Below are 24,219 nucleotides of genomic sequence, written 5' to 3'. Positions count from 1 at the left end.
TCACATTTCATTAAAAATATCTTGAAGGATTTGTTTACTCGTCGCCATCTGGGTCCCCCTTACCCGGACATAGTCAATTTGTGCCCGTAAAACTCGGTACTCCCATAGTGAAGACAGGTCATGATCGTTAAAGTAATGCAGGGTTAGCTGAATCTTATCTAGCCGGGTAAGCAACCCTTCAAAATCATCCTTCCCCTTGTATTTCTGCGTTCCAATGACCACCGGCAGTTGGTTGGTAAACGAATCTTGCAAGACGTTGTCCAGGAGATCACCCACCATCAATTGGGGGTGGTCATCTAAAAATTGCTGAACCTGCCAAATGTCAAAGTAATGATAATCATGAGCGACCTTTGTCTTTTCCGAAATCGTCGTCAAATAATCGCTCCGTCGTTGCGTATCGTAAATACTGCTAATCCGAATAGCGATTAAACCATTGATTTTACCATCCCAATCAATGCTGATCATTAAACAAAAAACGGGGTCAAGGGCAACGACAAAGCCAACGTTAAAGTACTCGTCATCTGGCAAGTTATGAACCTCAATCAACGTTCCCTGCTGCTTAGCAATCGTCAACTGGACGCGAATGTCTTTTTCTTGTTCTTTTTTCATGCTACTATCCTTAAATTTTAAAATTATCTTTTTATTTATTATAATCGTTCTGATCCGCAAAATGATACCATTTTACTTCCGAAATAAAAGTAGCAACCACCAAATCTGGGAAAATAGGTATGTTATTCCCCAATATTTTGTAGTAAGATGGTCTCTGTGACAAAAAAGTAAAGAGGGGCCATTATGGTGATTATTACAGCAGGGATGATCGGTGTCGGCAAGACTACCCTAACCGGAAAAATTGCTGAACACTTACATACAAAAGCATTTTTTGAACCAGTCGGTGAAAATCCAGTTTTACCGCTCTACTATAAGAATCCGAAGCAATACGGGTTCTTACTTCAAATCTACTTTCTAAATAAGCGTTTCTCAATGATCAAGCAGGCACTAACTGATGATAATAATGTGCTCGACCGCTCGATCTATGAGGATGCATTATTTACTCGGGAAAACAACGCTGAAGGGAACATTAGTGATACCGAACTTGAAGTCTACCTCAAGTTACTGGACAACATGATGAACGATCTCCAGCAACTGCCGAAGCGGGCACCGGACTTAATGGTTTATTCTGAGACCGACTTCGAAACAATCCTTTACCGGATCAAAAAACGGGGACGGGATTACGAACAAATCGACACAAATCCTGAGCTTAAGGATTACTACTACAAGATGTGGAGTGCCTACAAGCAATGGTACAAGGACTACGATGCAAGTCCAAAGATGAAGATTGATCTTGAGACTTACGACCTTGAGAACCCCCAAAATGTCGACACTGTTTTAGCAATGATCGACGAACGATTAAAGACCTTACGCTAATCGACAAACGACTGGGATTTTCCTGGTCGTTTTTATATTTTAAATATTAATCATCTTAACAATAACCGCTTAATCACTTCAATAATCCCAACCGAACCCACCCCACCGACAACCGGTAAACACTTAATCCACGGACTCGTTCCGTGCTTTTCCTTGACAACTTTTTCTGAATGATTAACAATGTCATCTTCTGTCGATAACGGCGGCTGGACCGTTTTCTCTGCCCATTGTGCCTTTTTTGTTCCCGGCTGGTCTGGATGGTCATACTTTGTTAACTGATAACTATCAATTAGCTGGTTAAGCTTTTGGTTATAGTGCGGATCAGTCGCATACTTCCCCACCAATGCCCGGGTAGCGGCCCGGTAGTCCTTTGCCATTCGTCGGTGGACACCATTATATAAGGGAGCTTGTAATGTTTCTGCATAGTCTTTCAGTGCCTCGTAATCGCTCGAATAGCGGCGGAAATTACTGCTTATCTGATACTTTTTACCAGTTGCATCATACTCGCTCGTTGGCTGGTTGACCGTCCGCCCAGCAAAGTAACCCTTAACCCCAAAAATATTAAAGTATGGTGCTCGGCCTAATGTGCTGGTCCCCCAGTCACTTTCAAGAGCGGCTTGCGCAATAATAATTGACGGGAATAGATCGTACTCTTTACCAATCTGTTGTGCTGCCCCTGCTAGGCGGTTAATAAATGCTGCCTGGCGACCTGTCGGGGTCTGGACTGGATAAGTCTGTTGATCATCTAACAGCGGTGGCTGACCAGTAGGATCAGGAGGGGCCACTGGTAAAATGTTGCTTGGCGCTTGTACGGCCCCTTTATCTGGCGCCAGTGCAGCCATTAACCGTTGTCCCTGGTCATAGCCCCGTTGATAACCTGCACAAGCAATTGCGCTCGAATACTTATGAACCTGTCGTTGCTTTGCATCTGCTAGCCCTTGTTGAAAAGCAGCCGCAAAGCACTGCGCCTCTTCTTCAAATGCAGCGAGAAAGGCATTAACATAGTCTGGACTTCTACGGTGCAACTGCTCCTCGTCAATTTGCTGCTGACCTAGTACTAATGCTTTTGCATCCTCGCGTGCCTGCTCTTGAACCGTATTATCAGCCATCGCTGTAATACTATTACTAGTTGAGGCCAGCATAATGATTGTTCCGACAATTACTTTTTTCTTTATCATTTTTTCGCTCCTTCGCAAACTCCCTATTATTTATATACGTAAAATTTGCGAAATTGCACTTTTAAAAATAAAAAAACTGGAGAAAAACTTCCCCAGTCCTTTAAAACTAGATTTCCGGATAACTAGATTCTTTAATCTCAAGCTTCTTATTATCTTGATCCGTCTTGACTACGGTTACATCACAAGGTGCCTCCCGGATGGTGTATGCCGCCGTTGAACCAACAATCAACCGGCCAACAACGTTTAATCCCGTGGCCCCCATAACAATCAGATCAATGTTATTTTCTTTCGGGAATCGTTCAGCTAATTCAACCTTCGCATTACCAATCTCAACGGTCGTCTCAACATCACTAACTCCCGCGGCAATCGCCTTCTTTTTGTAGTCCGTTAACTTAGCATTCATCGTCTCAACTGCCGAATCATAAACACTGTGACTGACAAAGCCATAGCCACCAGGGCTAGTCGTTGGATAACGTTCACCGTTAATTACACTAAGGAGATATAGCTTCGCCTTATTTTGCTTTGCAACCTCAACCGCCTTTTCAAAGGCCATTGCTGACTGCTTAGAACCATCAATACCAACTAAGATCTTTTGATAACTCATCCTTAACACCTCCATATCCTACCTTTATTTTACCATAAAATAGACATGCAACCGCTTATTAGTCCGTTACCAGCCCATTAATTGCTTCCATGTAAATTGCCATCGACTTGATTAAGTCATCAACTGGCTGGAATTCGTTGGCCTGGTGCATTGTATTTGGTGTTGCCGGCATCAACGCCCCAAAGGCAACGCCCCGCTTCATCAGGCGGCCATAAGTACCACCACCGACTACTTCTGGCTTAGCATTTTGATCGCCAGTTTGGTCAATATAAGCATTCATCAGTGTTTTAACGATTGGGTCCTCAGGGTCAACATAGTGTGGCGCTTGCGAAGAACCTTGTTTAACGTTGATATTCAACTTTTCCGCGACCTGCTTAACATTTGCTTCTAGTTCATCCGGGGTGATTCCCTTTGGAAAACGGAAATTCATATCAATGTTGCCGCCGGCTTCTGCATCAAAGTTTAAGATCCCGCAGTTCATCGTCAATTCACCCATCACTGAATCAGTGTATGCACTGTCAAAGCCTTGCATCCGAGTGTCGAGGTGAAGGTATTCTGCTAAGAACTTAATAAAGCTCTTTGCACCACCAGCAAACGAATACTGGTTAAGGAACTTTGCTAGATAAGTACCAGCATTAATTCCTTGTTCTGGTTCCATTCCGTGCGCCGCCTTACCGATCACCGTGAGTTGCAAGCCCTGAGCAGTTTCTTCTGCCGTCCCCGTAACCGGGTTAGCTTCAATATACTTCGCAAAATCCGCGGCTAATTGGTCAGCATCATCTGTCTTAACTACGGCTTCAGCTTCGCGCGGAACCATGTTAAACCGTAATCCCGACTTAAAGCTTAGCAACTGCAAGGCAGCATCGCCGTTGCCTGCTGGCACATCGAGTAGTAAGGAAACCTGTCCCTTTTCACCATTGATTACCGGGAACTCCGCATCCGGTGAGAAACCAAAAGTCGGTGCCGGTTCAACTTCAAAGTAACGGTGCATCCCCGTCCAATCGCTTTCCTCATCAGTTCCGACGATAAAGCGAACCTTCTTATTAAACTTAACGCCCTGGTCCTTCAAGTACTTCAAAGCGTAGTAGGCCGCCATTCCTGGGCCCTTATCATCAGAAGCACCCCGACCATACAAGTTACCGTCCTTAATTACCGGGTCAAACGGGTCAGTATCCCAGCCCTTTCCTGCTGGCATCACATCCAAGTGGGCAAGAATTGCGAGGGTCTCATCCCCTTCGCCCCATTCAGCATAACCAACGAGGTTATCAATGTTTTTTGTCTTAAACCCGTCTTGTTCCGCCATTTCTAAAAATGCCTTTAATGCTTGAGCGGGACGAGGGCCAAGGGGGTATTCATCACTAGCTGCTGAGTCATCACGAACACTCGGAATCTTCATCAGTGCAATTAAGTCGTTTAAATAATTTTCTTTTTGGGCTTCTGCAGCCTTTAACCAATCAGTCAAGTTTATCCCTCCATTTGTTTCTACTTCACTTAGAATTAATGATACCATTAAAGTGACCATTAAATAAAATAATAAGGAGTCTTTAACGTGGAAAAGCTCACAGATAAAATCTTAAAAGAAGTCATTACTCCCCGGCCGGACAACAGTTTCAAGGGAACTTATGGAAAAGTAACATTAGTTGGCGGTAACCGGAATTTTGGTGGAGCCATCATCATGGCCTCGACGGCCGCGGTATGCGCCGGCGCCGGCCTCGTCACCACGGCAACAGATAAAAGCAACGCTAGCGCTTTACATTCACAACTACCAGAAGCAATGTTTGCTGACTTCACCGCTGAACAACAAGTAGCACCATTAGTCAGTGCAGCGACAAGTGTTGTCGTTGGCCCTGGCCTCGGCGATGACGGGATTAGCCTGCAAATTCTCGAAAACGTTTTTGCAAACACTAACGAACAGCAAAATGTCATCATTGATGGTTCTGCAATCACTTTGATGGCAAGGGAAGGACTCAAGCAACCTGCCGGGAACATCATCTATACCCCCCACGAGATGGAATGGCAACGGCTATCAGGCATTAAGATGGGTGAACAAACCGTCGAAAATAATATTACGGTGCAAAAAGAGCTCGGGGCAACGGTTGTCTTAAAGAAGCACCACACCGAAATTTATACCAACGACCAGGTCTACCAGCTACCGATTGGGACCCCCGCTCAAGCAGTTGGTGGCATGGGTGACACCCTTGCTGGGATGGTCGGTGGCTTTACTGCCGAATTTAGCAAGATCCCAGAAAAGGCAGTGTTAGCAGCAGTCTACGCGCACAGTGCAATTGCCGAAAAGATTGCTGAAACCCAGTACATCGTCTTACCACACCAGATCAGTCGTGCCCTCCCGGCTTTCATGAAGAAGATGGAAAAGGCAGACGTCGAACACCAAATTGGCTTCTTAAATTAAAAAACAAGGTCAGAGAAAATTTTCTCGACCTTGTTTTTTTACTTAATATGCATTATTGTCCGCAAGCGCTCCACCCGGGGGCCGAGCAAGCGGTCCGCCAAGCGGGATTTAAGAATTAGGTAGAGGTAAATTACCACCCCAACAATCACGCCAGGAATCAATGAAAAGAAAGCAGTATAACGGCCATACGGACTCACAAAGTGGCCAATTAGCAGCATCACTAGCTTTGTCCCGACAAACATGACCAGTGAATATGCCAGGATCTGGTTAGTCGGAACTGCCATCTTATCAAAGCGCAGGGTAAATTCCATGTTAAAGGAGTGCAAAATCAAGTAATTAATTACAAACATTGCAATCCCCGTCGCAATCAGGGGACCCAACCCCTGGAAGGCCCAAATACATGGGAACTGAATAATTAGCTTGACAAGCAGCCCAATCCCCAAAAACTTCATCATTCGCTTATTTTCTGAGATCCCCTGCATCATCGCCGCAGCGACAGTGTAAAGGCCCAGGGGAATTGAAATAAAGGCCGCAAACTGTAAGACAACGACTCCCGCCGCATCATAACGGTAAAAGACCGTGTAAATTTGCTGGGCAACGGCTGATAAGCCAAGGGCTGCCGGAATCATCACAAAGTAAAACAGTAAAAGAACGTTTTGGATTTGTTTCCGCATATCCTCCTGGTCATTTTGCGCCCGTGCGGTTGCCAGCAATGGAATAACCGTTGCAGCTAATGCCGACGCTAGCGAAATAACGATCATGTAGAGCTTATTAGCGTTAAACGCAAACAGAGCGTAGGTGACGTCCATCTGGTACTTAGTAAAGTGACCGACAAGTGGCATCATCCGCTTAAAAGTATACTGGTCAATCAATTGGAAGATTGTGACCCCTGATTCAATAATGATGAACGGAATCGATTGGTAAATAATCTTAAAAATTAATGACCGCGTCGAAACCTCCTCATTAACCTCTCCCTGGGCGACCAGCATATTCATCTCCCGCTGGTGCCGCATCCAGGCAATCCCCAGGACAAGGACGGCACCAATCGCCCCGATAAAGGCAGCAAAGGTTGACTGCGAAACAGCGGTTACCCAGCTCCCCTTTTGAATCTTCATGACAAAATAAGTCGCCGCTAACATGTAAATCACCCGGAAAAGTTGTTCGATGAACTGGGAGATTGCCGAGGGGGCCATCCAGTTATATCCCTGTAAAAAGCCGCGGGTAATCGACATTCCCGGAATAATTAGGATTGCCCAGGCCAGTGAGCGAATGACCGGGATCATGTTGGGGTCCCCGTTATCCATCAGCCGAGCCCCAAACATCATCACCGTGGTACAGATAATCCCCATCGCCATCGCCACGTACATCCCCGAATGGTATAGCCGGCGACTAACACCATACTGGTTGATCCCATTATAGTGGGCCACCAGTTTAGAGATTGCCGATGGTATTCCCGCCGTTGCAATCACCAAAAACAGGTTATAGATATTGTACCCTTGAGCATACAAGGCATTGGCTTCATTACTGTAAGCTCCCAGCCAGGTAACCCAGGGAATGATATAAATAGCGCCTAAGATTCGTGAAGTGATACTACCAGCGGTCATCCAAGCGGACCCGGTAATCATTTTTGATTTTGAATCCTTATTGGTAACGGTACTATTCAAATCACTTGTCTTGTTTTCATCCATGATTTGTGATAACCCTACCTTTTTTCTTATTCGTATAAACAATCCTAATCATTTTATCGTGAATAAAGCGCCCGTGCAATTTGATTTAAACTTTTTAAGTTTTCCTTAACTTAGTATTGGTCGAGGTCAACCGTTACCATCTTAATAATTTTAGTTGGATTTTCTTCTCTAAGCTTTTTAAGATCACTAGCGACGGGGGCTGGTTCAAAGTGACCAAGCTTATCATTGATAGTAATTGCTAGGCCCAGCTTAGCAAAATCTAACGCCTCTTCCATCGTTTTCCCCTGGGTGAACGCTTCCGGCAAGTCAGGAAAGTCAACTTGGATTTCACTTGCGGTTGGGGTAAAAAAGGCGGGGTACTTTACGATTTCCATTTAACTACCTCCAAAAAAGTTTTTCGGCGCCCCGGTGGGTAATCGAGGACGGACGTGGCACGGTATCGGACGACATTTGTCCATAGTTACCTTTGAGGGCGCGCATTTTCCAGCGATTACTGTGTAATATTCGGAGATAAAACTAGAGGCTGAGGAGAACCAAAGTTTCTTCCCAGCCTCACTATTATTTAACCCTTAATTCAGCAATCAATTTTTACTGCTTACTTAGCAACAATGTTAACAATCTTATTTGGAACAACGATGACCTTCTTGATGTCTTTTCCTTCGGTGAACTTTTGCACATGCTCGTTTGCCAAGGCAATCTTTTGTGCTTCTTCACGGTCAGTATCCTTAGCCATCTTAACCTTTGCCCGCACTTTGCCGTTAACCTGAACGATCATTTCAACGTTGCTTTCAACCAGTGCCTGTGGATCATACTCTGGCCATGGTTGGTAAGCGATTGTGTCACTAATGCCAAATTGGCTCCACAATTCTTCTGCCATGTGGGGCATGATTGGTGAAATCATCTTTACGAAGCCTTCCATGTATTCAACGGGCAGGTCATCAACCTTATATGCTTCGTTGACAAAGACCATCAATTGGGAAATGGCCGTGTTAAAGTGCATCCGTTCAAAGTCTTCGGTAACCTTCTTTACTGTTTCATTGTAAACCTTTGTCAGCTTACCATCGTTATAGTTTGAAATCCGGTCACGAAGGTGGTTGTTATCATCCATTAACAACCGCCATACCCGTTGGATCCACTTGTATGAACCATGAAGGCCCTTTTCATCCCACGGAACTGATTCGGTCAGTGGACCCATGAACATTTCATAGAGCCGCAGAGTATCAGCACCATACTTATCGACGATTTCATCAGGGTTAACAACGTTCCCCTTTGACTTCGACATCTTTTCATGGTTTGCCCCGAGGATCATCCCCTGGTTAACTAGTTTCATGAATGGTTCCTTTGTCGGAACAAGGCCCAGGTCGTAGAGGACCTTATGCCAGAAACGAGCGTACAGCAAGTGTAAGACCGCGTGTTCTGCGCCCCCAACATAAAGGTCAACTGGTGACCAGTAGTCTAAGGCTTCCTTAGAAGCAAAGGCCTTATCATTGTGCGGATCAGTGTAACGCAACCAGTACCATGATGAGCCGGCCCATTGTGGCATCGTGTTGGTTTCCCGCAGACCGTGACGGCCGTTTTCGTCGTAAACATTTACCCAGTCTTCAACATTTGCAAGTGGGCTTTCACCAGTCCCTGATGGTTCAATGTTATCAGTGTCTGGTAGTTGCAATGGTAATTCGTCTTCCGGAACTAATGAAGTCGTCCCATCATCCCAGTGAATAACTGGAATTGGTTCACCCCAGTAACGTTGCCGGCTGAAGATCCAGTCCCGCAAGCGGTAGTTAACCTTCTTGTGACCAGCATTGTGTTCATCAAGCCAGTCGATCATTTTCTTCTTCGCATCAGCATTGTTTAAGCCATCAAGGAAACCAGAATTGATGTGCTTTCCGTCACCATCAAAGGCACCCTTGTCAAGGTCAGTCCCTTCAATCACGGGCTTAATTGGCAAGTCAAACTTCTTGGCAAAGTCATAGTCCCGTTGGTCACCTGATGGAACGGCCATCACGGCACCAGTCCCGTATGAAGCAAGCACGTAGTCACTAATCCAGATTGGGAGCTTCTCACCATTAACTGGGTTAATCACGTAAGAACCAGTGAAGACACCAGTCTTATCCTTATTGAGGTCGGTCCGTTCCAGGTCTGAACGCCGGGAAGCTTCTTCCTTGTACTTAGCCACTTCTTCTTGATGTTCAGGGGTCGTCAATTGGTCAACTAGGTCTTGTTCAGGGGCTAAGACAACGTATGAAGCCCCAAACAAGGTATCAGCACGGGTCGTGAAGACTTCAATCTTCGTATCTTCATCACCAGCAACTGGGAAGAAGACAGCGGCCCCTTCAGAACGACCAATCCAGTTACGTTGCATTTCCTTAACGCTTTCTGGCCAATCAACCAGGTCAAGGTCATCAATCAAGCGGTCAGCGTAAGCAGTGATCTTTAAGACCCATTGCTTCATTGGCTTACGATAAACCGGGTAACCGCCCCGTTTAGTCTTCCCGTCTTCAACTTCTTCGTTGGCAACAACTGTCCCGCCCATAAAGTCAGGTGCCCAGTTAACCATAATTTCACTTTCGTAGGCTAATCCCTTTTTATAGAGTTGTTCAAAGATCCACTGCGTCCACTTGTAGTACTCAGGGTCTGTCGTGTTAACTTCGCGGTCCCAATCATAGGAGAAGCCTAATGACTGGATTTGCTTGCGGAAGTGGTCAATATTCTTGTTAGTAAAACTCTTGGGGTTGTTTCCCGTCTTCAAAGCATATTGTTCTGCAGGTAAACCGAAGGCATCCCAACCCATCGGGTGTAAAACATTGTAACCTTGCATCCGCTTCATCCGTGACATTACATCGGTGGCGGTATAACCTTCCGGGTGACCGACGTGAAGGCCTTGTCCAGAAGGGTATGGGAACATGTCTAAGGCATAGTACTTCTTTTGGTCCTTGTTAAGGTCGGCCTTAAAAGTCTTATTCTTTTTCCAGAATTTTTGCCATCTATTTTCAATCGTCGTATGATCGTAAGCCATTATTTTCGCTCCTTATCCTTAAATCACTTGCATAAATCGTAATAAAAAAGTCCCGTAGAAATAATTCTACGAGACGAAATCTAATCCGCGGTACCACCCGTGTTCCATGAGATATCATGGCACTTGATACCTTAACGCGGTAAGACGTCACCACCTACTCAATTCAATGGCAATCATCCTAGATGAGTTCACTACTAACCAGTCTCTTGTTTGCACCGCCACAAGATCTCTGCACACTGGGTTAACAGCTACTATTTCTATTACGATCAAATATTTAACGCCTATTCTAGCAACCTCAATTCTAGATTGCAAGCGTTAATTAAATTAACCTAAGATTTTCTTTAATTCATCGACCTTATCAAGATGTTCCCACGGAAGGTCGATGTCTGTGCGGCCAAAGTGACCATATGCAGCCGTCTGCTTATAAATTGGCCGCTTTAAATCAAGCATCTTAATAATTCCTGCTGGCCGCAAATCAAATACCTGGCGAACGGCAGCAATTAACTCTTCTTCACTCTTAGTACCGGTGCCAAAGGTGTTGACCATGATTGATACCGGCTCAGCAACCCCAATCGCATAAGCAACTTGGATTTCTGCCTTCTTCGCGTAGCCAGCAGCAACCAAGTTCTTGGCAATGTAACGGGCAGCGTATGAGGCTGAACGGTCAACCTTTGTCGCGTCCTTACCAGAGAAGGCCCCACCACCGTGGTGAGCAGCACCACCGTAAGTGTCAACGATGATCTTCCGACCGGTCAAACCAGCATCCCCTTGTGGTCCACCGATTACAAAACGACCCGTGGGGTTAATAAAGTACTTGGTCTTGTCATCAAGGTATTCGGCTGGGATAACCGCCTTGATAACTTGCTCCATCACGTCCTTTTTGATCTGGTCTAATGATACTTCCGGATCATGTTGGGTACTCAATACAACTGTATCAACGCGCAATGGCTTATCATTTTCGTCATATTCCACGGTAACTTCTGCCTTAGCGTCAGGACGCAGGTATGAAATCGTCCCATCCTTTCGCAATTGGGCGATTTTCCGCATCAACTTGTGACTCAATACCAGTGTAAGTGGCATGTATTCTGGTGTCTCATCAGTTGCATAACCAAACATCAGTCCTTGGTCACCTGCGCCAATCTGGTCAAGCGGATCTGCGTCCCCTTCACGGGTCTCTAAGGAGTCATCAACCCCTTGTGCAATATCAGCTGATTGTTCATCAATGGCGGTAATCACAGCGCAATTGTCAGCGTCAAAGCCATACTTACCATCGGTGTAACCAATTTGGCGAATCGTGTCACGCACGATTTGTTGGATGTTTACGTAAGCCTTCGTGGAAACTTCACCAAAGACTAATACCAAGCCGGTCGTTACCGATGTTTCTACAGCAACCCGTGAGTCTGGATCTTTTTCTAAAAGGGCATCTAAGATTGCATCACTAATTTGGTCCGCGATCTTATCTGGGTGCCCTTCTGAAACTGATTCGGATGTAAATAAATGTCGTTCTGCCATTTTCTAATTCCCCCATATTCTATTGAAACTTTTTGAGTTCGTAGTTGCGGTTACAAGGCATCTTCACGTTTAGACGTGAATCCTATCGGGAATTTGCTTCATAACGAGAACCATCATAGCATAATTTTCGCCTAACAATCAATGACCAACCACTTCACTAACTAAACTTTCCCTTAAAGACGCGCGTTAACTAAGCCAACGGCCGTCATAAAAGAGTAGGCAATCGTCGGCCCCATAAATTTAAAGCCATCTTTTTTCAATTGCTTGGCCATCGCCTGTGACGCTGTCGTCTGCGCCGGTAACTTCTCACCAGCTTTTAAAATCAGGCGTTGGGGGGTGTAATCAACAAATTGCCAAATGTACTCATCAAACGACATTTTATTTTCCCTAATCCGGATGATTACCTGGGCGTTATTAACCACTGCGTTGATCTTTTGGCGATTGCGAATGATCTCCTTGTTCTCACATAAGCGCTCAATATCTGCGGCCCCAAAAGCAGCGACCGTTCCGATATCAAAATTAGCAAAAGCGGTGAGAAAGGCCGCCCGGCGCTGCCAGATCGTTTGCCAGGTTAACCCCGCCTGGAACAACTCGAGCGATAACATCTCAAATAGCTGGCGGTCATCATGAACCGGAATCCCCCAGTAGTGGTCGTAATAGTCTTGCATTAACGGCGTCTTTTCTGCCCACGCTGGTCTTTTCATCATTAGCTTCACTCCTTAATAAAAGCCCGGCAGTAAACAAACTATCTACCGCCGGGCCAATTCGTACATATCTTTTAGATTGCCACCAGGCCCCTATTTAATATATACGTATTTTTTATGCTTTTGCACTTTCTTTTTTCGTATTTTTTAGCATTAGGGCTAAGATTAAGCCAATAATTTCAACGATAATCATTCCGCCAAACACCAGTTGGTAGCCGTGCAGTGAAGCAGCCTGTTGACTTGCCCCACCGGCGATAGCGTTAGCTGTGGCAACCGTCAAAATCAATGTGGAGATTGTTACCCCCGCCGAGCCGAGGACCTGCCGAACAGTCGTAATAACGGCCGTCCCGTGTGGAACCAATTCGTCCGGCAATGCATTCGCACCAAGGGTAACGGCCGGCATCATTACGAAGGCATTCCCCCCTTCGATGACCATTGCACATAGGATCATCGCTACTAAGCTCAGGTGACTAAGCATTAACGTACCAGCAGTCCAGCCGACAATAATCATTACCATCCCAACAAGCATCGTTGGCTTAAAGCCGATTTTATCAGCTAATTTTCCTGACAGTGGGTTTAAAATACTTAAAAATACGGCTCCGGGAACTAGTGACATCCCCGACACAAACGGGCTTACCTTCAAGACCCCCTGATAGTACAGTGGGAAAATGATCGTGGTAACAATCAAGGCAATGTATGAAATTGAGGTAAGAAGGATTGCTAAATCGTAGTTAAAGGTCTTCATTACCCGCAATTCCAACAGGGGCTGCTTTAGGTGAAGCTGGCGGACACAGAACCAAATAACTGCGATGACGCTAACCAATAGGATAACCCCATTGGTCAACCAGTCGGGATTCTTTTTCCCCGTCTGGTCAACGACATACATAATCCCGATCAAGCCCACTAATAAGATAACGGAAAGCCAGTCCAGATTATTTTCATGGCGCTGCATAACGTCCCGAATTAAGCCACTAGCAGCCATTACAATTATCAGGGTGATGATAATCATAAATAGGATAAACAAGCTCTTCCAGTCGAAGAACTTAAGGACAATTCCAGAAACGATTGGCCCACAAGCAAGCGCCGAGCCCATTACCAGCCCGGCGATACCCATCGTCGTCCCCCGGTTGGACTTAGGGGTGATCTCTAGCAAGACGGTCTGGTAGGACGGGAATAAAACCCCCACAGCAAATGCTTCCATTGCTCGACCGATCATCATAAACCAGAAGCCACTCGTCCCCCATGACGACGGGGTCAAAATTATCATTAACGACCCAATATCAAAAAGTGCTAACGCACCGACAAACATCGTCTTAAAGCTCAAATTGTTTAGCATCCACGGGCTAATCGGCATACTGACGCACATCACCAGCATAAAACCAGTCGTTAACCACTGAACAGTTGATGCTGAAATGCCAAACGCGTTCATTAATGTTGGGTACGCCGTTGACAGCGACGACTGACTAATTGACATCGTAAACGTCCCCACAAGTAACGTGAAGATAAACCAAAAACGGCTATAAGTTTTACCGTGTTGGTCAATATTTTGTTCCATATTCGTCTCTCCCTCTTTAGAACTGTTATTATCTATGCGTTACTCATTATAGGTTTTGAAATCACGGTTGTAAATGATATAATACTATTAGATTATAACAATTTTAAAAAGGAAGGAGACGGCTTATGGCAGAGGCAGAATTTGATCGTGCGCTTGAACAGCTACGGAAGAACAAGGTCCGGCTAACTCCCCAGCGGAAGGTCATCCTTAACTACCTGATCAACCACCACACGCACCCTAGTGTCGAAATGATTTATGAAGATTTAAAAGACAGCGTTGATAATATCAGTATGGCAACTGTTTACAATACCCTAAAGCTCTTAGTCGATTACAACCTGGTAATTGAACTTAAGAATGGTGACGGGAGTACCCACTTTGACTACTTTGGCCACCCTCATTACCATGTCGTCTGCGACAACTGCGGCAAGATTTCCGATGTCTTTGATGACCATTTCACTGAAATCACCAAAGAGATGGAAGTCATGACCCGTGAAAAGACAGGCTACCTCGTGACTGGTAACAACATCGAAGTCCATGGGCTCTGTCCGGATTGTCAGCGCAAATTACATTTAAATCGTTAACCAATAAAGAAGCGGCCGTGGAAATTTCTCCATGGTCGCTTCTTTGATCTAAATTAGCAGTTTTTAGCTACGCTGGGTTATGGATACAATGGCAAGAACCGCGAACCAGCATAGGGTCAGCAGTAGCGCGGTCAAGGTTTGGGTTTCCATACAGAGGACACCAAAGATAACTGCCAAGAATAACAAAATCAGGTAATCGCTAACTGGCGCTCCTGGCATTTTAAATGGTCGCTCACCTGGCCGCCCCTTAAGATAACGCAAGTGAGCAAAGATAATTGCCGCCCAGATAAATAAGAAGCTCGTCGTCGCAATGCTTGAAACAAAGGTGAACACCCCCGCTGGCATTACTAAGTTTAAGACTGCTGCAATCCCAATAATTAAGGCGGAAATGATAACTGCCGTTGCTGGTACGGCGTGTTTTGATAGCTTACTGATTTGCCGGATTGCCGGCCGGTGGGCATTGGCTGTTAATTCTGCCAACATCCGCCCGGTCGTATAGAGAGAGCTATTGCAAGCTGAAGCCGCAGCTGTAATCACGATAAAGTTTACAATACTAGCCGCTCCTGGTAAACCGATATCCCGAAAGACAAGGACAAATGGACTGTTGTTCGGCGATAACTTCGTCCAGGGGTAAATGCACATGATTACCGCCAATGCCCCTAGGTAAAAAAGCATTATCAGTAAGGGAATGCCGTTAATTGCTTTGGGGATAACTAGCTTCGGCTTTTCCGCTTCTGCTGCTGTGACGCCGACCATTTCAATCCCGACAAAGGCAAAGACCACCATCTGAAACGATAGCATAAACCCTTTAACGCCCGTAGCAAAAAAGCCACCGTATCTTACTAGGTTCGTTGGCGTCGCTAGGTAACCGCTAGCTGAATGGAAGCGAACAACCACCATGATAATCCCAACAGCGATTAAAATGATTATTGCTAATACCTTAATTAACGCAAACCAAAATTCCAGCTCACCAAAAGTACTAACAGTCATCAAATTTAAACATAGTAATACCACCAGGGTTAATAAACCTGGCACCCACTGCGGAACGTGTGGTAGCCATAGCTGAAAATAAAGACCGATCGCGGTAACTTCAGCCATCGCTAATGCTAACCAGCAGGCCCAATAAGCCCAGCCTACCACGAAGCTAACCCGCTTGCCGAGGTAGTCTTGAATTGCGTCCATAAACGACTGGTAATGCAAGTCCGACAGTAGCAGTTCGCCTAACGCTCGCATGATCCCAAAGCAAACAATTCCGGTAATCAGATACGCAAACAAAATGGCCGGGCCAGCTACGTGGATTGCTTTCCCTGCCCCCAAGAATAGACCGGTCCCAATCGTTCCACCAAGTGCTAACAACTGAATGTGACGACTCTTCAGTCTTCTTTGTTTTTCTGCCATAATCTCTTTCTCCTGTTAAAATAGTTGAACATTTTCTTAATGTCGGAGATTAGCCCTAGTCATTAATTAATAATTCAACTATGATATATAATTGCATCGAAATTATATTGTATACCTTTTTGCAAATAAGGAGTGCTAACTTTTGCGACTTTTAACTCACTGGATACCATTTTTTGTCTATTTTTTTGCTAATACCCTCCTCATCACCCACAACCGCCTATGGTCCCGCTTTTCTGCACCGGCCCAACGGGTTACCATTGCGACCTTCTTTTGCTATATCATCGCCATCAACTGGCTATGCTTAACCCCAACAATGTTCAACTTTTCCTCGGCGGATAAGTTGCTTTTCTATTTTCACGGTGCCCCCTATAACCTAATCCCCCTCCAGGGATTCAGCCAAGAATTCTTCCTCAATATCATCATGACCTTCCCGCTTGGCATTTATCTATACTTAGCAAACCACGAAATTTCATTTGCTAAAGCTAGCCTGATTGGTTTTTGCTTCAGCCTATTTATCGAAGTTAACCAGTTTGTCTGCGACATCATTTTCCACATCGGCCGAGTCGCAGATGTCGATGATTTAATCAGCAACACGCTGGGAACAATGATTGGCTTTGCCTTGATGATTATCCTTGATCAGACAATTCTCCACCAGGTGATTAAACAATTCATGCTCAAAAAGGAGAAATCTGATAAACTATGTAATTGAGGTGGTAAAAGATGATTTCAAATGAACAGCGGGCACATGATATTGCCTTAACATTACTACAGGCGCGGGCAAAGGATTTAAAACCAATTGCCGCTTATCACGAATACGTCAATTCACTATTACCGATTCTAAAGGAAATTGACAAAGATTTTCCAAACGGAATCAAAGAACACATTTAATTTCCCGGGTAATAATTTAGCAAGGGTGAGGAATCAAGCTCAGCAATTAGCTTATTTCCCCACCTTTGCTTTTTTTAGCGCTGATTGTGTTATTATTAGCTAGTACCTTTAAAATAAGGAGCACTGATTAAGGAGGAATTTATATATGTTTGAAGGAACAAAGAAGCGTTTCGATTGGTTTAGTCTGATTGTTGGCCTTCTTTTCTTGATTGCCGGCTTTGCTTCAATCAAGCATCCCGACAAGACCTTGCATTTCTTAGCAATTGTCACCGGGATTTCATTTATCTTTCGGGGGATTTACGAGTTATGGTTCCGGCAACGGATTAACCAACTGCTCAATGAAAAATCTGGTTGGCTTATTTTTTCAGCAATTTTAGATATTATTCTTGGGGTTATCTTCATTTTTCAACCAGACTTGGGCGTTATCTTTATCGCAATCCTATTCGCCATCTGGTTCATCATTGACTCAATCATTGAATTGATGAGTGCTAAGTTCTTCAAGGCCTTCCACCGTGGCTACTACTGGTTCATCTTGATTTTATCAATCATCAGTTTGATCCTGGGGGTAGTCCTTCTCTTCAGTCCACTGCTTTCAGCAATGACTGTTGTTTGGTTGATCTCAGCATTCTTAATTATCTTTGGGGTAATGAAAGTTATCCAAGCATTCTAAAAAATAAGGGTTCAAGAATTTTTACGATTCTTGAACCCTTATTTTTCTTAGGTTAGCAACCGCAACTGCCAGCCCATCAGTAAAGACTAGTTTATGGCGGTCACGGTCAACGTGCCGTAGTTCACCAGAATATTCCTGGTAATAGCCACTTTGCCCATCAAAATACTCTAGTTTAACTTCAAGTGGGAGGTGGTCTTGCATCTCAGCAACCTGCTTTTCAATTACCCTTTTCTCTGCCTGGTTCAAATAATGCTTCCGTTGGTAGCGGCTCGCTGTTTCTGCCAGTAGCTTATGATAACCGGTTAATGCTGCAAATGGGGCAAATTGGGCCGCCCGGTCTTCCCGCGGCATTGGTAAGTGCGCCCGCGAAACATGCCGTGGGGCAGCCATTATGTCATCATAACGCGAAGTGTCACTAAATAACGCCTGTTCGATTCGTTCCTTATCCTTCATTAGGCCTGGTGCCCCCCAATCTGGTTGTTCCGTTCCTTTAACGTGGCCCCCTGCTTAAGATCAGCCGCGCGAATGATTACGTTCTTCCCAAAATTCTTTTGCAGATTGAGAATCAACTGCTGAATTCGTTGGTCTTTTTCCTGGATCGCTTTCTTTACTGACAGCTGACGCTCATGGCGCGTTGGGTCGGAAAACAAGTCAAGCTGCTCACTATGAGCAACCTGCTGGGCCTCCTCAGCAGAAACAAGGTGGTTAGCAATAACCGTAATCTTACGGATAGTCAACCGACGATTCACTTGCCCATCATATAGCTGTAGAAAGTAGTGACTTAATTCTGTAAAGGAAGCCGTGGGGAGGTCAAAGCGCAGCGTTTTATGCAGTGGCTTTGGCACTCGGCGACCATAAAAATCCGTCGTTGTTGCGCCGCCATACCCCTTCGTGACGTTAGAAATATCATAAGCAATCGTCAGCCCGACTTGGTCCGTCACCACTTGCCGCTTAGTTAACTGCAAGGCCAAGGAGTTGACCATCTCTTTCACAACTAGCCGTGCTTGAGAATACGTATACGGCTTCATCAACACCTGGCCCGAATAAATTCCGTGCTCCGCGGAGCGATAGTTTTTAATATCTTCAATCGTCGCTGACTCGTACCCCCAGGCATGGTCAATCAGGATCTCTGCATTTTTACCAAACTCGCGGTATAATACTTCTTCATTCAGCTTGTCAGACAATGTTCCCATCGAACAACGGGCAATGTCGCCCATCGTCGACAACCCTAACTTTTCAAGTCGTTTTGCGTATCCCCGGCCGACCCGCCAAAAATCTGTTAATGGTTGGTGGGCCCAGAGATACTTGCGGTAGGTCATTTCGTCCATCGCTGCAATCCGGACACCATCCTCGTCTCCCGGAATTCGCTTGGCCACGATATCCATCGCAACTTTGGCTAGGTATAAGTTCGTCCCAATTCCCGCCGTGGCAGTGATCCGTGTCTCCGCACTGATTGTTTGAATTATCTCCTTTGCCAGTGCCCGCGCTGTCACCTGGTATTCACGTAAATAATCGGTGACATCCATCATTACCTCGTCAATTGAATAAACGTGAATTTTCGACGGCGGAAGGTAACGCAGGTAGATCTCATATATCTCTGCGCTCTTTTGTAGGTAAAAATTCATCCGTGGCTTGGCTACCCGATACTCAATTGGCAGGTTGGGCGATTTCAACAATTTGCCACGAAAAATTGAGCCATGTTTAGCAAGGTGGTGGTAGGATGCCTTTTTAGCTCGTGCACGGTTAAGTTGGGCCACTCGTTGCTCCACTTCATACAACCGTGGCCGCCCAGGAACGCCAAACTGCTTTAGCGCGGGTGAAACCGCCAGGCAAATTGTCTTATTCGTCCGCGTCTGGTCTGCTACTACCAAGTTAGCATTTAGCGGGTCCAAATTTCGTGCTGCGCACTCAACCGAAGCGTAAAATGACTTTAGATCAATCGCTAAATAAGTTTTTTCTGCTGACATGGTGACGCCCCTTCCGATTAATTAGTAGCATCATTATACTTTAATCTAACAGGTTAATCAAACGTTTGTTCTGTGAAAACGATAAAAAAGAACCGTGAACTTTCACGGCTCTTCAATCCTTGTTTCTGCTAAATTAGTCAATTTCAATATGACCGTCGTCTTCAACGCTCTCTACCCGCTTTGGTAGCGTAATTGCTAAGACCCCGTTATCATAGTGGGCCTTAATGTTCTTCCGCTCAACATCAGGCAAGCGGTATTGCCGGCTCATTTGACCATAGCGCCGCTCGCTGTGAAGAATATTGCCATCCCTATCAGCTTCGTCATCAACAGTGTCCCGCTTTCCGGTAACTGTCAAGATATTATTGGCATAGCTAATATGAATATCCTTCTTATCAAAGCCCGGCATGTCAATCTTAACGCTGTAGTTCTTATCATTTTCAGCAACGTCTGTCTTCATGTGGTCGGCTGCTGGAGTCAAATCAGAGAAGAAGTCATCATTCATCCAATTACGCATGTTCATCAAATTATCAAATAAGTTACGGTTTTGTAATTCGTTAGCCATAAATAATGCTTCCTTTCATTTCCTTGATTCACCTTCTATTGTAATCATTTTTAGCACTCGTGCAAGGGGAGTGCTAATTTTTTTGCTAAAAATTTTCATTAAAAACGATATAATAAAAGAGAAGCGCAGACGCATTGAAAGGAGCCATCGGAATGAAAAAAGTAACAATTAATAACATTACAATGCCAGCAATCGGGATCGGCACCTGGAACATGGGGGATGTCGCAGTGAAGCGTTCGGCAGAAATCAAAGCGATTCAAGACGAAATCAACGCTGGTGCACGGGCGATCGACACTGCTGAAATGTATGGCAACGGCCGGTCAGAACGGCTCGTTGGCGAAGCAATCAAGCCGTTTGACCGGCATGACCTTTTCCTGATTGATAAGGTCCTTCCTTCTAATGCTGGAAAAGCTAAATTGGAACACAGTCTCGATCAAAGTCTTAAAGCTGTAGGCACTGATTACTTTGACCTTTACCTGCTTCACTGGCGGGGAAGTATTCCGCTGGCAGAAACCGTTAATGAACTTGAACGGGTTAAAAAGGCGGGCAAGATTAAGGCTTGGGGAGTATCAAACTTCGATGTTGCTGATATGGAAGAACTGTGGAAGCTCCAAGATGGTACTAACTGTGTTGCTAATGAAGATCTCTACAACCTTGACCGCCGCGGAATTGAATATGACCTGCTCCCACTAATGAAACAGCACCAACTACCGCTGATTGCATATTCACCACTGGCTGAAGCAGATACTCTTTCTGGCACCCTTTATACCAACCCGGTCATCAAGGAAATCGCCGCAAATCACCAAGTAGGTGTCCAACAGATCATGTTAGCCTGGGTCCTGCGAATTGAGAACGTCCTAGCGATTCCAAAGAGTGGTAATCCAGAGCACGCAATGGCTAATTTCAACGCTGGTGAAATTGACCTAAGCGATGATGAAATTTTAGCATTGCAAAAGGAATTCCCAACACCAACTAAAAAGGAACCATTAGCAGTGATTTAAATAAAAAGAGCGTGAGACAAAAGTCCAAAATCAAGATTTTGAACTTTGTTTTTCGACGCGAAGCTAGCCTTTAGGGAACCCCCGCCGACGCGAAGCTAGCCTATTTGGGAGGATGGCTAGGCGTTCTGGGCGTTGATTTATCAACGTTCAGACTAGCTTCGCGTCGCAGCCCAGCTACCGCGCTGTAACATTAATATCTTTAAAATAGCGAAGAGGCTGAGTTAATTCCCAGCCTCTTTTTATTTAGATTGTTATCCTGTTAATTTCCCGCTTTTGCTTCTTCGGGGTGGTAGGTGTGCAGCCGTTGTGAGGCAACATCAATCTTACTTGGGTCACCTTCCCGGCCTGGCTTCATTTCAACTACCCCGAGCTTGATTGCGCCAACTGGGCAAACAAGGGCACATAACTGACAGCCGACACACTTGTCCTTGTTAAAGACAGGCAGGCGTTTTTCATCATCCCACGTTAAAGCTTGGTGAGCACCATCTTGACATGATACGAAACAACGTCCACAACCGATACACTTATCCCAGTCAATCTTCGGGTAAACCTTGTAGTTCCGGTTTAATTCGTTAGTTGGGATAATGTTCTTGTTTGCGAGGCCAACGAGGTCTTGCAAGTGGTCAACATTTTGTTCGTCCATGTAGTGCATCAACCCATTGGTCAAGTCATCAATGATCCGGTAACCATACTGCATAATAGCGGTCGTAACTTGGAGGGTTGTAGCACCCATCAAGATAAATTCAGCCGCATCTTCCCAGGTTTCGATCCCACCGATACCTGAGATTGGTAATTGTTCAAGCCCTGAGGCAGTCCGTAATTGTTGTAAGAACCGCAAGGCAATTGGCTTAACAGCCTTCCCTGATAAACCAGAAACGGATGACTTACCATCAATGTTTGGTAAAGCAACCTTCTTTTCAAGGTCCACGTCAGTAACAGACTTCACGGTGTTAATTGAGGAGAAACCGTCAGCGCCACCTTCAAGACAAGCCTTTACAACCGGCACCATCGTCGTGATATTAGGGGTCATCTTGGCAAGGACTGGTAAGTCAGTCCCCTTCTTAACCGCGATACAGTTGTTCTTACATAATTCAGCGTTGGTCCCAACATCTGAACCCATCGTGTGGGAAGTCATTTGCGGACATGAGAAGTTTAATTCGATCATGTCAGCGCCAGCTTCTGTTACCCGCTTAGCCAGATATGTCCAATCATCAAAGGTTTCCCCCATGATCGAAGCAATCAAAACCTTGTTAGGGTATTCCTTCTTCAAGCGCCGCATGTCAGCTAAGTCTTGTTCTAATGGGTGTTCAGACAATTGCTCCATGTTCTTGAAGGCGACAAATGGTGTGTCTTCCTTGGTTAATTCATCAAACCGTGGTGAAACTTCATCAATCTTGAAGTGTTCTGGTGAAAGAGTCTTATAAACAATTCCACCCCACCCAGCGTCGTACGCATTCTTACACATCTCATAACAGTTGCCAACTGGTGAAGATGACAAGCAGAATGGGTTTTCAAAATGAACTCCTAAAAAGTCTACTGATAAGTCTTTCTTAATCATTATCTTGTCCTCCTAACACCCGGTCAATCTCTTCCGCAACTTCCTTACCTTTTTGAACCGCAACGACAACCGTCTTGTCACCGTCAACGATATCACCGGTAGCAAATACCTTTGGATCCTTAGTGTGGAAACGAGCGTCACGGAATGGAATTTCATTGTGCTGAATATCAATATCCAAGCCTTCCGCATCAGCTTTTTGTCCAACGGCGAGGATAATCTTATCGGCAGTAATGGTAATTTCACTGTCAATCTTCCGGTGGGCGAAAGTAGCCCGGTTTTGGTGTACTTCCTTCGGTTCGTAGCCATCGATGATGGTAACTCCTTCTTTTTGTGCCCCTGCAAGTTCCTTCTTGGAAGCCTTGAATTCTGCAAATTGTTCATAAACAACATCGGTTACGTAAGGCACATCAAGTTTCTTGAGGGTTGTAACAACGTCCATTGCAACATCCCCACCACCAATAACAAGAACATTATCAGGTAAGTCATCAAGCTTGCCCTTCGCTTCCTTAGCACGGGCGAGGAATGAGATAGCAGATTCAGTGCAAATGTTGTGTTCAAACATTGGCAACATCTTGGCATCACTAGTCCCAATGGCAACAATCACGGCATTGTGGTTTGCCTTTAATTCATCCATCGTGATGTCCTTACCAACAGTGGTGTTGTAAGTAATCTTGGCACCAAGGTCAACAATCCGTTGTACTTCATAATCCACGATTTCTTGCGGCAAACGATATTCTGGAATCCCATAAGTTAGGTAACCACCGGCCTTGGCATTCTTTTCGTAAATATCAACAGCATAACCCTTTTCAAGTAAGGTCGTCGCAGCTTGTAAAGCAGAAGGACCACTACCAACAATTGCAACGCTCATGCCGTTTGGCTTGCCAGCCTTCAAAATCTTCATGTTGAGCTTACGTTCCATATCGGTAACGTAGCGCTGAATCCCACCAATATCAATTGGCCCGTCAATCTTTGCCCGGGTACATGCTGATTCACAGTACCGCTCGGTAGGACATACACGGGCACAAATTGAGCCTAGCGCATTGTTTTCCCGGATAGTCTCCGCCGCACCTTTAATGTTACGGAAACGAACACTACGGATAAACTCTGCTGGGTTAGTGTGGGCTGGACATGCTTGTGAGCATGGGGCGTCATGACACAAAAGGCAACGTGCAGCTTCTTGCATTACCGTTGACATTGTGTAGCCCTTTGGCTCTGTTTCATACTTTGAAGTCATCAAGGTAACCTCCTCTAAGTTATGCTTACTTCATAATTAACAACTTAGTGATGAATATCACTTTTTCTACACTCCAATAGTACAATTTAAATTTTTATAGTACAAGTGGCAATATTTCAGCTATTCTCAACCATTTATCATTAATATTAATAGCTGGTTATATACTTTTGGAATAGTTCTATTCCATCTATCTTTCACCGTTTTTGTTATTCCGTTCACAATCACTTTATGAATGCGTTTTCATAAGCGATTAGTATTATTCTTAAGA

The 24,219-nt window shown here is 45.0% G+C and carries 23 protein-coding genes, 1 riboswitch and 1 other annotated feature; of the genes, 7 read left to right on the top strand and 16 right to left on the bottom strand.

What is annotated here, in order from left to right; translation table 11 throughout:
* Window positions 1-609 carry a hypothetical protein gene (locus tag CZ502_RS01155; protein WP_076459282.1) on the bottom strand — a complete coding sequence of 203 codons (609 nt, stop codon included), beginning with the start codon at window positions 607-609 and terminating at the stop codon, window positions 1-3.
* Between the two features lie 183 nt (window positions 610-792).
* Here CZ502_RS01155 and CZ502_RS01150 point away from each other — a divergent pair, with 183 nt between their 5' ends.
* Window positions 793-1,425, top strand: a complete 633-nt coding sequence (locus tag CZ502_RS01150) for a deoxynucleoside kinase (RefSeq protein WP_076459281.1) — start codon at window positions 793-795, stop codon at window positions 1,423-1,425.
* A gap of 50 nt (window positions 1,426-1,475) precedes the next feature.
* Here the strand turns inward: CZ502_RS01150 and CZ502_RS01145 are convergent, their stop codons facing one another.
* The 3 genes from CZ502_RS01145 to pepV all read right to left on the bottom strand — a co-directional run bounded on the left by CZ502_RS01145 (window position 1,476) and on the right by pepV (window position 4,669).
* Window positions 1,476-2,603, bottom strand: a complete 1,128-nt coding sequence (locus CZ502_RS01145) for a glycoside hydrolase family 73 protein (protein ID WP_076459280.1) — start codon at window positions 2,601-2,603, stop codon at window positions 1,476-1,478.
* Window positions 2,604-2,709: 106 nt separating this feature from the next.
* A complete protein-coding gene (locus CZ502_RS01140) occupies window positions 2,710-3,222 on the bottom strand; it encodes a universal stress protein (protein ID WP_083673293.1) in 513 nt (170 codons plus the stop codon).
* 43 nt (window positions 3,223-3,265) lie between these two features.
* Entirely contained in the window at window positions 3,266-4,669 is a 1,404-nt protein-coding gene (gene pepV, locus CZ502_RS01135; protein ID WP_076459278.1) for a dipeptidase PepV, read from the bottom strand.
* Between the two features lie 87 nt (window positions 4,670-4,756).
* On the opposite strand from pepV, the gene CZ502_RS01130 reads away from it, so the two are divergent.
* Window positions 4,757-5,617 carry an NAD(P)H-hydrate dehydratase gene (locus tag CZ502_RS01130; protein ID WP_076459277.1) on the top strand — a complete coding sequence of 287 codons (861 nt, stop codon included), beginning with the start codon at window positions 4,757-4,759 and terminating at the stop codon, window positions 5,615-5,617.
* A gap of 38 nt (window positions 5,618-5,655) precedes the next feature.
* Here CZ502_RS01130 and CZ502_RS01125 read toward each other — a convergent pair whose 3' ends face one another.
* The 6 genes from CZ502_RS01125 to CZ502_RS01100 all read right to left on the bottom strand — a co-directional run bounded on the left by CZ502_RS01125 (window position 5,656) and on the right by CZ502_RS01100 (window position 14,092).
* Window positions 5,656-7,305, bottom strand: coding sequence for a putative polysaccharide biosynthesis protein (locus tag CZ502_RS01125; protein ID WP_076459276.1), 1,650 nt, complete (start codon window positions 7,303-7,305; stop codon window positions 5,656-5,658).
* Window positions 7,306-7,415: 110 nt separating this feature from the next.
* Window positions 7,416-7,679: a type II toxin-antitoxin system HicB family antitoxin gene (locus CZ502_RS01120; protein WP_076459275.1), complete on the bottom strand. Its 264-nt coding sequence runs from the start codon at window positions 7,677-7,679 to the stop codon at window positions 7,416-7,418.
* 221 nt (window positions 7,680-7,900) lie between these two features.
* Window positions 7,901-10,321, bottom strand: a complete 2,421-nt coding sequence (gene leuS, locus CZ502_RS01115; RefSeq protein WP_076459274.1) for a leucine--tRNA ligase — start codon at window positions 10,319-10,321, stop codon at window positions 7,901-7,903.
* Window positions 10,322-10,387: 66 nt separating this feature from the next.
* Window positions 10,388-10,595, bottom strand: a binding site (T-box leader).
* A gap of 50 nt (window positions 10,596-10,645) precedes the next feature.
* Window positions 10,646-11,833: a methionine adenosyltransferase gene (gene metK, locus CZ502_RS01110; protein WP_076459273.1), complete on the bottom strand. Its 1,188-nt coding sequence runs from the start codon at window positions 11,831-11,833 to the stop codon at window positions 10,646-10,648.
* A riboswitch (SMK box riboswitch) is annotated at window positions 11,831-11,937 on the bottom strand. It overlaps the preceding gene by 3 nt.
* Window positions 11,938-12,006: 69 nt before the next feature.
* A complete protein-coding gene (locus tag CZ502_RS01105) occupies window positions 12,007-12,540 on the bottom strand; it encodes a DNA-3-methyladenine glycosylase I (protein ID WP_076459272.1) in 534 nt (177 codons plus the stop codon).
* 112 nt (window positions 12,541-12,652) lie between these two features.
* Complete coding sequence (locus CZ502_RS01100) at window positions 12,653-14,092, bottom strand: MFS transporter (RefSeq protein ID WP_076459271.1); 1,440 nt, start codon at window positions 14,090-14,092, stop codon at window positions 12,653-12,655.
* Window positions 14,093-14,217: 125 nt separating this feature from the next.
* On the opposite strand from CZ502_RS01100, the gene CZ502_RS01095 reads away from it, so the two are divergent.
* A complete protein-coding gene (locus CZ502_RS01095; protein ID WP_076459270.1) occupies window positions 14,218-14,673 on the top strand; it encodes a Fur family transcriptional regulator in 456 nt (151 codons plus the stop codon).
* A 63-nt stretch (window positions 14,674-14,736) separates the two neighbouring features.
* On the opposite strand, the gene CZ502_RS01090 is transcribed toward CZ502_RS01095, so the two are convergent.
* Window positions 14,737-16,071, bottom strand: a complete 1,335-nt coding sequence (locus CZ502_RS01090; protein WP_076459269.1) for an amino acid permease — start codon at window positions 16,069-16,071, stop codon at window positions 14,737-14,739.
* Between the two features lie 142 nt (window positions 16,072-16,213).
* Between CZ502_RS01090 and CZ502_RS01085 the strand changes: the two genes are divergently transcribed.
* The 3 genes from CZ502_RS01085 (at window position 16,214) to CZ502_RS01080 (ending at window position 17,629) form a co-directional block, all read left to right on the top strand.
* On the top strand, window positions 16,214-16,780 hold the full coding sequence (locus CZ502_RS01085) for a VanZ family protein (protein ID WP_076459268.1): 567 nt from the start codon (window positions 16,214-16,216) through the stop codon (window positions 16,778-16,780).
* An 11-nt stretch (window positions 16,781-16,791) separates the two neighbouring features.
* Complete coding sequence (locus CZ502_RS10740) at window positions 16,792-16,959, top strand: hypothetical protein (RefSeq protein ID WP_200804207.1); 168 nt, start codon at window positions 16,792-16,794, stop codon at window positions 16,957-16,959.
* A 145-nt stretch (window positions 16,960-17,104) separates the two neighbouring features.
* Window positions 17,105-17,629 (top strand): HdeD family acid-resistance protein, encoded by a 525-nt coding sequence (locus tag CZ502_RS01080; protein ID WP_076459267.1) that lies wholly within the window; start codon window positions 17,105-17,107, stop codon window positions 17,627-17,629.
* A gap of 21 nt (window positions 17,630-17,650) precedes the next feature.
* On the opposite strand, the gene CZ502_RS01075 is transcribed toward CZ502_RS01080, so the two are convergent.
* The 3 genes from CZ502_RS01075 to CZ502_RS01065 all read right to left on the bottom strand — a co-directional run bounded on the left by CZ502_RS01075 (window position 17,651) and on the right by CZ502_RS01065 (window position 20,158).
* The gene (locus tag CZ502_RS01075) at window positions 17,651-18,082 is read right to left on the bottom strand and encodes a hypothetical protein (protein WP_076459266.1); all 432 of its coding nucleotides are present in this window, start codon (window positions 18,080-18,082) and stop codon (window positions 17,651-17,653) included.
* Window positions 18,082-19,596, bottom strand: coding sequence for a Y-family DNA polymerase (locus tag CZ502_RS01070; protein WP_076459265.1), 1,515 nt, complete (start codon window positions 19,594-19,596; stop codon window positions 18,082-18,084). The genes CZ502_RS01075 and CZ502_RS01070 overlap by 1 nt, the downstream gene beginning before the upstream one ends.
* 133 nt (window positions 19,597-19,729) lie before the next feature.
* On the bottom strand, window positions 19,730-20,158 hold the full coding sequence (locus CZ502_RS01065) for an Hsp20/alpha crystallin family protein (RefSeq protein WP_076459264.1): 429 nt from the start codon (window positions 20,156-20,158) through the stop codon (window positions 19,730-19,732).
* 152 nt (window positions 20,159-20,310) lie between these two features.
* Here CZ502_RS01065 and CZ502_RS01060 point away from each other — a divergent pair, with 152 nt between their 5' ends.
* Window positions 20,311-21,159, top strand: a complete 849-nt coding sequence (locus CZ502_RS01060; protein WP_076459263.1) for an aldo/keto reductase — start codon at window positions 20,311-20,313, stop codon at window positions 21,157-21,159.
* Window positions 21,160-21,418: 259 nt separating this feature from the next.
* Here the strand turns inward: CZ502_RS01060 and preA are convergent, their stop codons facing one another.
* Both preA and CZ502_RS01050 read right to left on the bottom strand, forming a co-directional pair.
* The gene (gene preA / locus CZ502_RS01055; RefSeq protein ID WP_076459262.1) at window positions 21,419-22,717 is read right to left on the bottom strand and encodes an NAD-dependent dihydropyrimidine dehydrogenase subunit PreA; all 1,299 of its coding nucleotides are present in this window, start codon (window positions 22,715-22,717) and stop codon (window positions 21,419-21,421) included.
* Complete coding sequence (locus CZ502_RS01050) at window positions 22,710-23,951, bottom strand: FAD-dependent oxidoreductase (RefSeq protein ID WP_076459261.1); 1,242 nt, start codon at window positions 23,949-23,951, stop codon at window positions 22,710-22,712. Before CZ502_RS01050 ends, preA begins: the two co-directional genes overlap by 8 nt.
* Window positions 23,952-24,219: the final 268 nt, after the last annotated feature.

This window comes from Limosilactobacillus caccae (assembly GCF_900156885.1).
In the GTDB taxonomy this organism is placed as follows: Bacteria; Bacillota; Bacilli; order Lactobacillales; family Lactobacillaceae; genus Limosilactobacillus; species Limosilactobacillus caccae.
Note: the sequence above shows the minus strand (reverse complement) of the source record. Positions and strands in the feature narration are given on the sequence as shown.

What these genes read in the sequence shown, in the direction of transcription:
- CZ502_RS01155 (WP_076459282.1), bottom strand. Translation starts at nt 609, where the DNA reads ATGAAAAAAGAACAAGAAAAAGACATTCGCGTCCAGTTGACGATTGCT.
- CZ502_RS01150 (WP_076459281.1), top strand. Translation starts at nt 793, where the DNA reads ATGGTGATTATTACAGCAGGGATGATCGGTGTCGGCAAGACTACCCTA.
- CZ502_RS01145 (WP_076459280.1), bottom strand. Translation starts at nt 2,603, where the DNA reads ATGATAAAGAAAAAAGTAATTGTCGGAACAATCATTATGCTGGCCTCA.
- CZ502_RS01140 (WP_083673293.1), bottom strand. Translation starts at nt 3,222, where the DNA reads ATGGAGGTGTTAAGGATGAGTTATCAAAAGATCTTAGTTGGTATTGAT.
- CZ502_RS01125 (WP_076459276.1), bottom strand. Translation starts at nt 7,305, where the DNA reads ATGGATGAAAACAAGACAAGTGATTTGAATAGTACCGTTACCAATAAG.
- CZ502_RS01120 (WP_076459275.1), bottom strand. Translation starts at nt 7,679, where the DNA reads ATGGAAATCGTAAAGTACCCCGCCTTTTTTACCCCAACCGCAAGTGAA.
- leuS (WP_076459274.1), bottom strand. Translation starts at nt 10,321, where the DNA reads ATGGCTTACGATCATACGACGATTGAAAATAGATGGCAAAAATTCTGG.
- metK (WP_076459273.1), bottom strand. Translation starts at nt 11,833, where the DNA reads ATGGCAGAACGACATTTATTTACATCCGAATCAGTTTCAGAAGGGCAC.
- CZ502_RS01105 (WP_076459272.1), bottom strand. Translation starts at nt 12,540, where the DNA reads ATGATGAAAAGACCAGCGTGGGCAGAAAAGACGCCGTTAATGCAAGAC.
- CZ502_RS01100 (WP_076459271.1), bottom strand. Translation starts at nt 14,092, where the DNA reads ATGGAACAAAATATTGACCAACACGGTAAAACTTATAGCCGTTTTTGG.
- CZ502_RS01095 (WP_076459270.1), top strand. Translation starts at nt 14,218, where the DNA reads ATGGCAGAGGCAGAATTTGATCGTGCGCTTGAACAGCTACGGAAGAAC.
- CZ502_RS01090 (WP_076459269.1), bottom strand. Translation starts at nt 16,071, where the DNA reads ATGGCAGAAAAACAAAGAAGACTGAAGAGTCGTCACATTCAGTTGTTA.
- CZ502_RS10740 (WP_200804207.1), top strand. Translation starts at nt 16,792, where the DNA reads ATGATTTCAAATGAACAGCGGGCACATGATATTGCCTTAACATTACTA.
- CZ502_RS01080 (WP_076459267.1), top strand. Translation starts at nt 17,105, where the DNA reads ATGTTTGAAGGAACAAAGAAGCGTTTCGATTGGTTTAGTCTGATTGTT.
- CZ502_RS01075 (WP_076459266.1), bottom strand. Translation starts at nt 18,082, where the DNA reads ATGAAGGATAAGGAACGAATCGAACAGGCGTTATTTAGTGACACTTCG.
- CZ502_RS01070 (WP_076459265.1), bottom strand. Translation starts at nt 19,596, where the DNA reads ATGTCAGCAGAAAAAACTTATTTAGCGATTGATCTAAAGTCATTTTAC.
- CZ502_RS01065 (WP_076459264.1), bottom strand. Translation starts at nt 20,158, where the DNA reads ATGGCTAACGAATTACAAAACCGTAACTTATTTGATAATTTGATGAAC.
- CZ502_RS01060 (WP_076459263.1), top strand. Translation starts at nt 20,311, where the DNA reads ATGAAAAAAGTAACAATTAATAACATTACAATGCCAGCAATCGGGATC.
- preA (WP_076459262.1), bottom strand. Translation starts at nt 22,717, where the DNA reads ATGATTAAGAAAGACTTATCAGTAGACTTTTTAGGAGTTCATTTTGAA.
- CZ502_RS01050 (WP_076459261.1), bottom strand. Translation starts at nt 23,951, where the DNA reads ATGACTTCAAAGTATGAAACAGAGCCAAAGGGCTACACAATGTCAACG.